General features: G+C 36.9%; 10 protein-coding genes. 3 read left to right on the forward strand and 7 right to left on the reverse strand.

Annotation, left to right across the window (positions count from 1 at the left end; translation table 11 throughout):
- The first annotated feature begins 595 nt into the window (after positions 1-595).
- From JF259_RS13790 to JF259_RS13800, 3 genes are all read left to right on the forward strand, one after another.
- Complete coding sequence (locus JF259_RS13790; protein WP_199116014.1) at positions 596-838, forward strand: hypothetical protein; 243 nt, start codon at positions 596-598, stop codon at positions 836-838.
- Positions 829-1146 (forward strand): type II toxin-antitoxin system RelE/ParE family toxin, encoded by a 318-nt coding sequence (locus JF259_RS13795; protein WP_199116016.1) that lies wholly within the window; start codon positions 829-831, stop codon positions 1144-1146. The genes JF259_RS13790 and JF259_RS13795 overlap by 10 nt, the downstream gene beginning before the upstream one ends.
- Positions 1147-1434: 288 nt before the next feature.
- On the forward strand, positions 1435-1857 hold the full coding sequence (locus JF259_RS13800) for a DoxX family protein (protein ID WP_199116018.1): 423 nt from the start codon (positions 1435-1437) through the stop codon (positions 1855-1857).
- A gap of 230 nt (positions 1858-2087) precedes the next feature.
- Here JF259_RS13800 and JF259_RS13805 read toward each other — a convergent pair whose 3' ends face one another.
- The 7 genes from JF259_RS13805 to JF259_RS13835 all read right to left on the reverse strand — a co-directional run bounded on the left by JF259_RS13805 (position 2088) and on the right by JF259_RS13835 (position 14175).
- Positions 2088-3149, reverse strand: a complete 1062-nt coding sequence (locus JF259_RS13805) for an AMP-binding protein (protein ID WP_199116020.1) — start codon at positions 3147-3149, stop codon at positions 2088-2090.
- A 37-nt stretch (positions 3150-3186) separates the two neighbouring features.
- Complete coding sequence (locus tag JF259_RS13810) at positions 3187-6297, reverse strand: glycoside hydrolase family 2 TIM barrel-domain containing protein (RefSeq protein ID WP_199116022.1); 3111 nt, start codon at positions 6295-6297, stop codon at positions 3187-3189.
- 149 nt (positions 6298-6446) lie between these two features.
- Positions 6447-9776 (reverse strand): glycoside hydrolase family 2 TIM barrel-domain containing protein, encoded by a 3330-nt coding sequence (locus tag JF259_RS13815; RefSeq protein ID WP_199116024.1) that lies wholly within the window; start codon positions 9774-9776, stop codon positions 6447-6449.
- A 215-nt stretch (positions 9777-9991) separates the two neighbouring features.
- On the reverse strand, positions 9992-10906 hold the full coding sequence (locus JF259_RS13820) for an endonuclease/exonuclease/phosphatase family protein (RefSeq protein WP_199116026.1): 915 nt from the start codon (positions 10904-10906) through the stop codon (positions 9992-9994).
- 9 nt (positions 10907-10915) lie between these two features.
- A complete protein-coding gene (locus JF259_RS13825) occupies positions 10916-11839 on the reverse strand; it encodes a metallophosphoesterase family protein (RefSeq protein WP_199116028.1) in 924 nt (307 codons plus the stop codon).
- Positions 11840-11909: 70 nt separating this feature from the next.
- Entirely contained in the window at positions 11910-12998 is a 1089-nt protein-coding gene (locus JF259_RS13830) for an endonuclease/exonuclease/phosphatase family protein (protein ID WP_199116030.1), read from the reverse strand.
- 346 nt (positions 12999-13344) lie between these two features.
- Entirely contained in the window at positions 13345-14175 is an 831-nt protein-coding gene (locus JF259_RS13835; protein WP_199116032.1) for a Calx-beta domain-containing protein, read from the reverse strand.
- Between the last annotated feature and the right edge of the window lie 21 nt (positions 14176-14196).

The raw sequence follows: 14196 nt of genomic DNA on the forward strand, positions 1-14196 counted from the left end.
CGAACTCTTTTAAAATCTTGGCTATTTGCTGCGGACTGAATTTACTTTTTCTCATAATTACTGTTTAAAGTTAATATTTTTTTACACTTTTAAACAGTTCGGTTTTAAGGGGAGCTTACAGCCCCACTTTTGGTGCGCTTTTCTATGAACTTCAATTATTTTTTAAGGTTTAAAATTTCCTTTAAAAGACGATAGAAATTGTGCTCCGGGACACGGACACTTAACTGAAACTGATTGAACAGTTTCTCCTAGTACTGTTTTTTGCCTTGCATCCTTAAAAATAAGAAGTTTCATGCAGATCTTGAAATTTTAAACTATATTTGAGTGTTGTGCAACAGGCACAATGGCTATACGTAATGCGGGCAAAAGGCAAACCCCAACGGTCATTACATCTAATCCGCTCGCAATTTGTATATTAGTTGAGAAAGATAAACAAATAACAAAAGGCCCTCTTTATTTGCTATTTTTACACAAGTGCACGTAACGAAAGCATGTACAAAGCCGTTGGCAACAAGTCGTGAAATTCGTCAATTCAAAAACATCAGAGAGATAAAATTGATAATTTTGTATCTTTGAGGTAAAAAGTCAAACAGAAATGGATTTAGAAGCAAGAAAAATATCATTTGTTCAAGAATTTTTAAGACTTCAAAATGAGGAAATAGTTAGCGGACTTGAAAAATTATTACGTAAAAAGAAAGCTGAATTGACTGAAAAGAACTTCAAGCCTATGACAATGGAGCAATATAACGCAGAAATTGACCAAGCAATGGAAGACTCAAAAAATGGACGAATGATAAAAGCAACGGATTTAAAGGCTAAAATCCAAAAATGGAGTTAGAAGTTTATTGGTTAGAGCTTGCGGAAAACAAACTCGAGGATATTTACTGCTATTATTTAATTAAAGCAAGCAAAAGAGTAGCTGAAAATTTAGTTAATGGAATCGTTGACTCGACTATTGGAATTGAAAAGCAACCAGAAATAGGACAAGTTGAAACCAGCTTCGAACATAGAGAACAAGAATTTCGATATTTAGTGTTTAAGAATTATAAAATAGTTTATTGGATAAATTATGACTTTAGACGTATCGAAATAGCGAATGTTTTTGACACGAGGCAAGACCCTGATAAAATAAATGAAACGGAATAAAAAGCCAGTTGCCAATCGAGTAGACGGTCGTGAACGGTAAGCCCACGGTGCGCCTCTCACACTACCGTACCCTTCGTCTGGTGTTCAGGATAAACCATGCGGGTCGCGTATACCGCGGGTCGAAAATGATATTAACCTTTGTAATTTAGGTAGTCTCTTTTATGAAGTTTGGACTGCGTTACAATAATTCACCAAAATAAACATTACAAAGCTCTATTTCAAAAACCACTTAAAAAAGTCAATTTTATTTTGTAACTTAATGTTTTGGTAATCAATAGTATTTAAGTTATGGATACAATAAAATCTCTAAACAAGTGGGCAAACCTGCATACTTATATCCCACTGGATCTGTTACGCATCGCTTTGGGTGTGTTCTTATTTATTAAGGGCATTAATTTTATGGCGGATAGTGAAATGTTGGTCATGTTATTTAAGCCTATTGAAAGCTGGGCAGGCGGCATGCTGGCTATTCATTATGTGGCTCCTGCTCATTTTATAGGTGGTTTATTAATTGTTTTTGGCTTACTGACCCGTTGGGCCATTATCGCTCAAATCCCCATTTTAATAGGTGCTATTGCCATTAATTTTGTTGGTGAAATGGATACCAACAACCTTATATTGGCCATTGCTACTACACTTATATGTGGATTTTTCCTTTTATACGGATCGGGCAAGCACTCGCTGGATTATTATTTTAAGATGCAGCAGTAACGAATTAACTAGAATCCGATTAGAATACATAAAAACGGTCGCTGTTCAATTAACAAACCTGCCCTAAATCATGTAACAAACTAATGGTCAGTTCGATGAATTTGTGAGGGACGAACAAATTTGTATCGAAAACTATTCGCAGACAACTTCTCTATACATTTTTCGTCTTAGGTCGAAAAACACGCGATGTGACATTGTTAATCTTAAACTGGCTTCGCATTAACGCGTGGTTAATTTATTAATAGTTTCAGTGTTTTGCTGCGTTGTACCTTACCTGAAGGGGTTTCGGCGAATTTTGTGATGGTATATACATGCTTAGGGATTTCGTATTTACTTAAACCAGAAAAAAGTTGAGATGCGTTGACAGGACTTTTACCTTCAATGACTAAAATAACACGTGCTCCCAGATTTTCATCGGGTTCTGATGCTATAAAAAACCGCTGTTTGATCTTATCTTGAAGCTTGGCTTCTATTTGTTCTGGGAACAGCTTAATGCCTCCCGAATTAATGACATTGTCGTAACGCCCCAACCATTCGAACGCGGTTGGTGTATGTACCTTTACAATGTCGTTGGTAACAATAGGTACCTTTGAAAGTCGGGGTGCATTAATGACCAAACATCCCCTATTATCTTGTGCAATACTTACGTTTGGCAGCACTTTAAAACAACTATCGGCAAATGGGCCGTTAACAGGTTTGGCCGCAATATGCGTTATGGTTTCTGTCATTCCATAGGTTTCAAATGCATTGACTTTCTTTTCCATTAGTGCCTTGACCAATGTTGTTCCTACTGGTGCGCCGCCAATAATTAATGTTTTGATGGTATCTAGGTTCTCTAATGAAGCTGTTACCTGAAAGGGCGTCATGGCACAAAAGTCGTAATTGGTATTAACTGCGGCTAATGGATTCGCTTCTGGCTGTACCACATCTATTTCCAGGCCGAGCATAAGGGCACGTACCAACATCATTTTACCTGCTATAAATTCTGTTGGCAGACAGTGTAAAGCCTTTTGTCCGGGTCTTAAGTCGAAAAATTCACCTGTTGCCAATGCCGAATTGCACATGGCTTCTTTACTAAGACGGATAGGTTTAGGAACTCCGGTGGAGCCCGATGTTTTGACCTCCAAATAATCATTGTTGTCTGTCCAATCTAACAAAAACGCACCTACTTTTCTTAAGTAATCTGTTTTAGCCTTGCTATAGTTGATAGCTAAGGTTTTTAGGGATTCGAGGTTGTAATGTTTACCATCAAGACGAAAACCTTGGTGTACGTTTTTGTATGTATACATCATATTTTCATTAAGGTTTTCGTCTCAACGGTTAAAACTATTACTTTTTAATAGGAAGAATCCAGTAACTGTAATTATAGGATTTGTATGGTAATCTGTAAGCTTCCAAAGGTAAAGCTCCCCAACTGTTGATGCTTCCTAAGCCCTGTTGAAAACCATCTACGTTAAGGTATACTTCTTTTCTAGGTGTAAGATCACCTGCATGCATTTGGGTTTTATTAAGACCTGAATCAAGGTCTTCCTTGCTAAAGTTTAGTGCTGCAACTTGTAATGGCTTAGGCCCATATACTTTTAGCCCTGCCCCATTCTCTTTAGTTAGTGTCGCCCAACGTACATCCAGTTTATTTCCGGTTTCTTGCGGACGGATATAAGGGAAGTACTGATCGGCTATCGTACCGTTATACAATCCAACTTTAGCAGCATGCTGTCTATCTGAATAGGCTTCGAAAGGGCCTTTACCATACCAGCTAATGTTTATATAATCTTCTGGCAGTACCATTTCATTTCCAAATTTAAACAGATTGCTGTGTTCTCCTTTTATTGCATTAAAATCGTTGGTTACCTGCATAACACCATTACCATCAATAACAAAAGTTTGTGTGTAGGTGGCATCTCCTCCAAATATTTCCTTAATAAAGGCTACGGATATTTCGTTATCTGATAAGCGTTCTACGTGGTGGGTAAGGGTCTCTGCTTTTCCGGCTTCCTTCCACTCTGCATAACGTTTTTGGGTTCGCGCTCCATAATCATTGTCTACCGGTGCTCTCCAGAAGTTTACTTCTGGCCCTTTGTTTATTAAAGTTTCATTATGATAAGTGTAAGACGATAATTTGCCGTTTTTAGCATCAAAATGGATTTCAAAATCTGTTCCGGACACCGTTATAGTATCATTTTGGGAAACGAAGGTTACTGGCAAGTTGGCCTTACTTGGCACATTTACCTTACCATCTGTTAGCTGGAATTGCTCATAACCAACTTCATGATTTGCTTCCAATAAGGGTTCTGCAGTTTTTAAAAGCGCTTTTACATTTAAGAAGTACTCTTTTCCCGATTCTAATTCTGTTTTAAACGGTATGGTAATCGATTTTGTCTGTTGTGGTAATATATTTAAATCATTAATAGTACCGCTTTCGACATTGTTGCCGTTAGCAATCAATTCCCATTGCAGTTTATAATTACTTAGGTTTCTAAAGAAATACCAATTTTTAACATCTATGATTCCCTTTTCAAGATCCTTCGCATAAAACTTTACCTCTTGGTGGATGTGCTTAACTTCGTAAATATGCGGATTTGGTTTTCTGTCGGGTTGTACCAATCCATTATTTAAAAAATTATTGGAACTTGGCACGTCTTCTGGTCCGAAATCGCCTCCATAGGCATAAATTTCTTTACCATTCTTTACGGTTTTTAATCCTTGATCTACAAAATCCCAGATAAAGCCTCCTTGTAGCTTATCGTATTTTTCATAAAGATCCCAATACTCTTTAAAGCCTCCCATACTATTCCCCATAGCGTGTGCATATTCACATTGTATCAACGGTTTATCCCATTCATCACTTTCGGCATAGCGTTTTACTGCATCAGGTCCGGCATACATAGGCACATATAGATCGGTATTCCATTCTAAACCTGCACGTTCGTACTGTACGGGTCTTGTGTCGTCCATTTCTTTTGCTAATAAATAGGTGTTGTAAAAATTATAGCCATTACCTGCTTCGTTTCCTAAAGACCAGATGATAATTGACGGATGGTTGCGGTCACGCTTTATCATACGTTCGGTACGACTCATGTGGGCCTTAAGCCATTTTGGATTGTTGGCCAATGTTTTGGCAAGGTTATAGCCCATACCATGCGACTCTATATTAGCCTCGTCTATAACATAGATACCGTACTGATCGCACAATTCGTACCAATACGGGTCGTTAGGATAATGACAGGTGCGTACTGCATTGATGTTAAACTGCTTGAATAACTGTATGTCTTTTAACATGTCCTCTTTGGAAACCACATGACCGCGTACGGGATCGTGCTCATGTCTGTTTACACCTTTTAAAAGTACAGGTTTTCCATTTACTAATAACTGTGAATTCTTAACTTCGGATGTACGGAAGCCAATTTTTCTTTTGATAACTTCTTTTACAAGGCCTTTTTTATCTTTTAAAACGATACTCAAATTGTATAGATTTGGTATTTCGGCCGACCAAGTTTTAACATTCGGAATGTCTGTAGCAAATGCTAAAGACGCATCCTCTGAAGCACTTACTTGAAATGATTTGGTGTCTTCATAAATCGTTTCGTCGTCTGTACTTACTTGAACCGTAAGGTTACCTTTTTCTTTTTTGGAAAGTACTCCGGCCAGCTCTACGTTTAAGTTAAATGTACCATCTTTGTAATTATTGGAAAGCCCTGATTTTACTACGATATCAGACACAAATACTTTAGGTCTAGCGTATAAATAAACATCTCTTTCTATTCCTGATATTCTCCAAAAGTCCTGACATTCTAAGTAGCTGCCATCACTCCATCTGTAGACTTCAAGGGCAATAGTATTCTTTCCTGTGCGTACAAAGTCGGTTACGTTAAACTCGGCAGGTAACTTAGAGCCTTGGCTATAGCCAACTTTCTTACCGTTTATCCAGATATAGAAGGCCGATTTAACAGCTCCAAGATGAATGAACAGTTCTTTATCGTCCCAGTGGGCGGGTACGTTAAAACTTCTTTTATAGGAGCCTACGGGGTTGTATCCGTCGGGAATGTCTGGAGGATTGGGATTGGTTGGGTTAAAGGGATACTCCTGATTTGTATAAATAGGAATTCCGAAGCCTTCCACTTCCCAATTGGCAGGCACTTTAATATCGTCCCATTTACTCGTATCATAGCTCTTTTTATAAAAGTCCTGAGGTCGTAAATCTGGATTTTTTGACCAGTTAAACTTCCATACGCCATTTAAAAGCAAATAGTTCTCAGATTTTGTTATGTCGTTTTCTACTGCCAGTGCTTCCGAGTCGAAAGCAAAGAAAGAGGCTCTTGCCGGTAACTTATTCTTTTCGATCACATCTGGATTCTCAATGACCGGGTCCAAGGTTTGTGCGTGCAAACAGTTAGCCCCCAAGACCAATGTTAGGGCCATATGCTTTATAATCTGCTTCATCTCTTAAAATTTATGTGTTTAAATTTATATTTAATAAACTGTTACAACTAGGTTTGTATTTTTAATGGTAACTGTTATAGATCTATAACAAGCTTCCTAAAACGAAGTATCCCCGAGACAGCACCTCGGGGAATTCTTTTTGATAAAACTTATTTATATTGTTTGCTTAGCTTAATAAAATCTTCTGTTGTACTGTTTTCAAAAGGAATCAAATAGAAACTGTATTGGTGTCTTTCGTTTGCTTTTATCATATACTGTTCTTGTGGCTTAGCATACCAACTGTCGTCTCCTGCCACTCCGCGTTGCTCTAAGTCTATATTTAGCTGTACTAAATCTTGCTCTTTAATATCGATTGTATGCTTGCTTGAGTTTACTTCTGGAATACCATCTATTTGATAGGTCTCATCAATCTTTTGGCTACCACCATAATTGATACCATGTGTGGTATCAAAATCTTCGTTTGGCATATGCAATGCACTAATGCCAAGTCCCTTTTTAGTATTCTTAGCAACTACCAACAAACCGCTATTATCTTTATTTGATAGGGCTACCCAACGTACGTCGGTTTTATAACCGTTTTCTTGTGGACGAATGTATGGCACATATTGATCGGCTACTTTAGACTGGTATAAATCGATAAAAGCCGCAGCTTTTCTGTCTTGATAGTTTTCCCATGGCCCTCTTCCAAAATAGGTCATATTATCATACTGCTTCGGTAATTGCATACGCATACCTACACGTGGAATATCGGCAGAATAGCTGGTTTCATTTAACGTATTTTCTATAAACACCACGCCATTACTTTTGATTGTATACACCGAATTAAAGCTTGTATCTACACCTGGTAATGTATAGGTAACGTTCAAAACAACATCGCCATTATCCAAGGTACTATGTACCGTATTGGATACTTTAGAAAACAACGATGCTTTTTTCCATTCAACATTTTTTAAATGCATCTTATTTCCAAAATCGTTATCTGTTACAGCGCGCCAAAAATTAGGTTTAGGTCCCTTACCATCTTTTAGTAATTCGGTTCCCTTAAACTCATAGGATGTTAAGCGCCCTGCATCTTTATTGAATACCAGTTTTAATGCGTCTCCAGTAACAATAATGGTATTGTCTGTTTCGTTTATTTTTAGGTTTGATGTTGTTGTGTTTCCTGCTATTTCTTCTTGGTACTTTCTATCCAAGGCTATTTGTTCGTGGGCAACTTCAAAACCTTTAGGCAATAAGCCCCAGTCGGATTTGGTAATTGCCGAGATTTCTACAAAATACTCTGTATTTGCTTTAAAATCGATGCCGTTAAGGGGTACACGAATCAATTTACCTGTATGGGTGTCGATATCCAAATCTTCGAAGCTTGTTGTTTTTAGTACTTTGCCATCTGCTTTTATGTTGGCAATAAATTTAAACGCTTTTAAATTGGTGAAATCGTATAGGTTTTCTAACAACACACGCAATTCATTATGTCTGTTAAGCCCCTTATCCTTAAAATTAATAAATTCATGTGCTTTTTTAACCTCATACAAACCGGGTTGTGGTGTGCGGTCTGGGAATACAATACCGTTGTTTAAAAATGAATTGTCTGTTGGCATGTTGGTGCCGTAATCGCCCCCATATGCATAATAACGCTCTCCTTTTTCATTGGTTTTCCAAATAGACTGGTCTACCCAATCCCAAATGAAACCGCCTTGTAAATTATCGTACTGTTCTATAATATCCCAGTAGTCCTGAAAGTTTCCGGTACTATTTCCCATAGCGTGTGCATATTCACTTGGGATAAATGGTCTGTCTGTTTTAGACTTCCCAATTTCTTCGAAGCGTCTTGGCGAAGGGTATTGAGGGACAATAATATCGGTATTGGTATCCATATCGTACAAACTACCATCGTAATCCTTGTATGGACGTTCGTATTGAACTGGTCTTTTGGTTTTGTCGTTAGCCTTGATAGCGTCATAGCCCTTAAAGAAGTTCACGCCATTCCCTGCTTCGTTACCCATAGACCATATGATTACGGAAGGGTGGTTTTTGTCACGCTCAACCATACGTACCATTCTATCAACATGGGCATTTTCCCATTTTGGATTCTTAGCCAAAGAGTATTTACCGTAATACATACCATGTGATTCTATATTGGCCTCGTCCACCACATACATACCGTGTTCGTCACAAAGCTCATAAAAACGTCTTCCTCTTGGGTAATGGCTTAAACGTACGGCATTGATATTATTCTCTTTCCATAAACGGATATCCTTCATGATCATTTCCTCGGACATAACGTGTCCAGTTTCTGGATCGTTTTCCTGGGTATTAACACCTTTTAAGGTAATACGCTGACCGTTTACCAAAAGTAAGCCTTGTTTAATCTCTACGGATCGGAACCCTATTTTAACGGAAGTGGCTTCTACGGTATTGCCTTTTTTATCATTTAGCTCAAGAACTAAAGTATATAAGTTAGGGTGTTCGGCACTCCATTGCTTTACCGCATTTATGGTGCCTTTAAAAGAAATGGCTTGCTTGTTGCCCTTTTGAATTGTTAAAGCTTTCTTTCCAGATAATACTTCCTTTGAATTTGCATCCAATACTTTATAGGAAATACTTCCCTTTTGGTCTTTTAAAAGCTTATTTTCAATATCAACCGAAAGGTCTAGCACCCCATTTTTATAAGCGCCATCTAAAGTCGACACAACTTCAAAATCTTGAATGTGCAGTTTTGGTTGGGCATAAACAAACACACTACGTTCTATACCGCTTATCCTCCAAAAATCCTGACATTCTAAATAGGAACCATCGGTCCACCTGAATATTTGAATGGCTACCGTATTCTTTCCTGGTTTGGCTGCCTTAGTAATATTAAATTCGGATGGTAACTTACTTCCTTGGGAATAGCCTATATATTGTCCATTAACCCATACAAATCCTCCAGATTTCATAGCGCCAATGTGCAAGAACAGCTCTTTACCACCCCAACTTTCGTCTATGGTAAAATCTCGTCGATAGGACCCTACCGGGTTATATTCATCTGGAACATCTCCTGGATTTTTGGGATACCGTGTATCAACCAATTCCATATCGTCGGCTACCATGGCCTTGTAATCGGCAAATTCGTATTGATGATTTACATAAATAGGTATACCATAACCTTCAACCTCCCAGTTGGCAGGTACTTTAATGGTTTTCCAATTGGAAACATCTACACTTGGATCCATAAAAGTAGTTGGTCTATCTTTAGGGTTCCTTACCCAATTAAAGGCCCATTCTCCATCTAAAGACTTTTTTAAGGCATTTACATTGTTAATAGCATCATTTTCTGAATAAAATGATGAAAACGAAGCGTGTGCGTCTAACTTATTCTCGCTAATGACCTGCTCATTTTCAATATAATATTTATAATCTGTAATCGGATCTCTTTCTTGACTATACACCGAAAAGCTAATAACGCCAATACCAATAGCAACTACTCTTTTAAAATTCATGTCTTTATGATAATTTAATTAATTTAACTTAAGATGCAAAAGGTGACAAAACACATATTCAAAATATTATGTGCTCGAACAAATTTTGCGTTCCGAAATTAATGAATTTTAGAGCGAGAATGAAATTATGGAATGGGTTTTATTGCACTCTATAAACGAGTTTAAACATTCTAAAAAGAATTGAGACTATTTTTATGAATTTGATAAAACCTCCTCTATTTTTTAAGCTGAAATGTGGTTACAACAAAGCCATGATCGGAAGGATACGGTATTTTATTAGCATTAATCTTTAAAGTATCTCCCAAAAAAGCTTTATAGGACTCAGACTTCACCGCATTAAGCATTCCCCCTTTATAATAGATATAATCAATTCTATGTTCGTCTTCTTTGCCTTTTGTATCCCAAGTAATTCCTGGATGTGTTATCGGATCGGGATTAAGGGTTCTATACGTATCTACCAAGCCCATATCTTCTAATACTTTGGTTGCATACCAAGGTACTACTAAGCCGTTATGAAGGCTTTTGGTGTTTTCGCCCCAATCCAAATGTGACGGTGTGTTGAGATCGCCTCCAAAAATCATGGGAATAGCATCTGTTTGCGACGTATACTCCTTTAGATATGGTAGCACTTTTTGTATCATTTCGTACTTAGGTCCTGTTTGTTCCCAAATAAGTAATTCTTTAGACGTCATTCCCATGGTTTCTGGAGCATCATCCCAAGGCAAATAATGAAACCAATTTGAAAACAGACGGATTGTTTGATTATTAATAACCACTTCTCTTCCTCCTAAGTAAAAAGGATATTCAGTGTCTATTCGTTTACCAAATGGAAACTTAGACATGATTGATAAATTGATGCGCTTATCGTCCAGTGCAGTGCCTTTGGGAGCTATTAGGTGAAAATGATATCCTAGTGAGTCTGCAATTTTTTTTCCTGACCCATAGGTTTCAACCATAAGAATAATATCTGGGTCGATATTTTTTATGATTTCAATAACATGTGTACTCCCGTTATGAATATCATTTCCACCATGTAATATATTCCAAGCCATAACTTTAAAAGTAAAGGCTTGTGGTGGTACTTTACAGCTAAAGGCTAATAAAATTAAGATGCACCAAAAATATTTCATAGCATTTGTTTAATATGCATGAGGATAATACGTGTTTTTTAAACTTCCATCATCAAACAGCTCAATAATGGAGTATCCTGGTGGTGTTTCATGATACCAACATTTCCCAGCGGAATCTGCATCACCATCACCCCACCAATAGCCACTCATTGAACCATTACAATAATAGTTTACATCATTATAAACGGCTTGGTCTAATAAATGCATATGACCACTAATACAATGAATGTTTTTGTCTTTATGTTTATAAAACAATTTACTAATATATTTACTATCTGAATGGTTACCACCGTAAGGAATTGTGCTAACCCCTAGAATCGGATAATGGGTCATTACTAGAACATGAACCCCTTTAGGCATTTCAAGTAACTCTTTTTCTAACCAAACTCGTTGTTCTTCATCTAAAGATCCAGCATTTTTATTGTTACTGTCTAAAATTAAAAAATACCAATCTTTCTTTTTAAAACTATAGTATCGTTTAGGGATACCTAAATTTTTCACTACATATTCTTTACCATACATGGGATCAGTCTTATCTGGTGCAGCCCACCACATATCATGGTTTCCTAAGCAACTGTGCAATTCATAGCCTTTAAATTCGCTCTTTAGTTCATTCCATATACTCCATTGTTCTAATACTCGATCTCGTGTAATGTCTCCATAATCTGCAGCATATATGGTGTCTCCTCCATTTAAAAAAAAGTCTACATCGTGTGCTTTTATCTCTTTCATACAGTTTTTAAACCTATTAGGCGCATCGAGTTCAGGGCGCATATGAATATCTGTAATATGCGCTACTTTTAAAAGTCTTTTTCGTTTTTTATTGCTTGTAGTTTCTTGCGACAATACTATTGGAGACATGGCCATTAAGCCCATTGAAACTCCTATTTTTTTTAAAGCCGATCTTCTGTTTTCGCTATGCTCTTTTTTCATTGTAAAGTTAATAATTAGGATAATCTCTAATTCTAAATTGAGATTATTACCATTCCGAATTTTATATTATTTATTTTATTTTAAATGTTGCCAATACCCCTTTATGATCTGTTGGCCATTTGCCTTGTGGCAATAAAAACTTATCTAATAAAGAAGTATCTTCTGCTCCTTGCCCCCTTACAATACATCCAGATGGCCCTACAACAATAACATCTTCCAAAGTTACACGAGCATCCTCATTATAATAAATAAAGTCAATACGATCCCTATCATCGGCTTCTGGTGTCCATGTTAACTTTGACAATTCTACATGGGTATTGTAAGCTGCCCAGGTAAATCCTGGATGGGTTACTGGATTAGGGTACTTATGGCGATACGCATCCAAATAGCCTTTCTGCTGTAAAGTTACGCTATTATGCCAGGGCACAACAGTTCCATTGTGATCAAACATATCTTTGGTTGCTTCGGTCCAGTCTAAATGAGAAGGCTCGTTAAAATCGCCTGCCAGGAATACCAGATTGCCTTTTTCTTGTTCTTTCGCTGCATCGCTTACAAAAACACTGATGGCTTCATCACGTTTAGACGCTTTATTTTGTTCCAAAATTTGATCTACATCCAAAATAGGTTCTGGTAATTGCTTCCAAGTAATACCATCGTACCCTCGTGGTAAGTAACAAGCGTAATGGGTATAATCCAAATGTGCGCCGTAAACAGCCAGTTGCGTAGTCTCGTCCAGTTTAATTATACACTTTGTCAAAGAGGACGTTCCTATTGATGGCATTGAAACGATTGGATATTTTGATAGAATTGTTGAAGACTTTGCAGAGTGAAATGTATAATAATCCACACCCAATGTTTTCATTTTATCTTTTATTCTATTACTAAAAATGGTTTCATTATAATTGTTGGTTTCGCACAACATCACAATATCTGCTTCCGTTTGAAGGATAACCTCCGAAATAGCTTCAAACCCACCATTAACTGCTGTGCCTTCGTGCCACATGTTTAATGCCAATACTTTTAAAGTTCCATCAAACGCTTTCGTAATCTCTTCTTCGTTTTCCGTTTCTTCGACATATTCCTTTTTAGTTTTATCGCAGTTAAATACTGTAACTACCAAAGTAACAGCTAACAGAAATCCTATTTTTATCTTTCTCATTCGTTAATTTTATTATTGAACTCATCTTGACTTTTTCCAATTGGTTAAAAAATTGCTCTTTTGAGCCTGCTTTTCGTCATTTTCTCATTCCGTAGCCCTGCTATGCAACTTAAAAATGCCTTCCATCAAGTTCAAAATAGCTAATTTTCACTTCAATCAAAAAAGTCAAGATGAGTTCATTGTTAAATACACTGAAATTATTTTCCTAAACACCTATCCAAGTTACCAGGCCTATTCCATTTTACAAAAAAAAAGTAAAATAAGGGAGGCATATGCCTCCCTTAAAACTAATAATTCAAAAAACTAAAAATTGATTCAAACCAATTTTATATGGTCATTATTTAACTTAGGGTATTGTGATTTCTGTATCTACCGTATACCAATACACCCAATCTCCTGTTGTTTTTCCAGAAAGATAATATACCCAAAATTTAACGTTTATTTTACCTGTACAAACCTCGTATGTACCTTCCTCTGCTAATCGAAATTGATACTCATAGCCATCGCCAGCCAAACCTGCATCAAAATCATCAAAAGTTGCACTTCCAATTTTAGCACCTGCTGCAACTGGTGTTAAAGTAATTTCTAAATTGGCATTTGGAAATGATCCATAATTAGCAATATTTCCAGTAAGGGACAGCACATTACCATTGATACTTCCGGTAAGTGTATTGCCATTTTCATTAACTAATTGGGTTCCAAAAACTTCAATGTCTTCTGGACACTCATCATCAACGATTGTAAATACCATAGCCTTATTGGATTGGTTCACAATCCCAACACCTATATCAATATTCGGATTACTTACACTTTCAATTGAAATATCCAAACTTAAGTCTTCTGCTCCATCTAATAAATTATCAATAATCTCAATTGTAAACGGTTCGGATTTTACTTCACCAGCCTTAAATAGAACGGTTTTGGAATCGATATTATAATCAACCCCTTCTTGAGCCGTACCTACTACAGCCAAGGTTACCGTAAAGTCCTCTTCCAATGTACTGCCGTCGTATCTTAAAAAGATGTCATGTACCCCTTCGTTTTCCAAAGCCGAATCATCTTCATTGATGAAGGACACGAACTTATACCTCTCAAAATCATAAAGGGTTGGTGTCTCTTCACAGCCTACAAACGATAGGGCTGTTACTAGAATAAATAAATATTTTAATGTTTTCATTATCTATATTTTAAAATTAGT

This window comes from Snuella sedimenti (genome assembly GCF_016428595.1).
GTDB lineage: Bacteria > Bacteroidota > Bacteroidia > Flavobacteriales > Flavobacteriaceae > Snuella > Snuella sedimenti.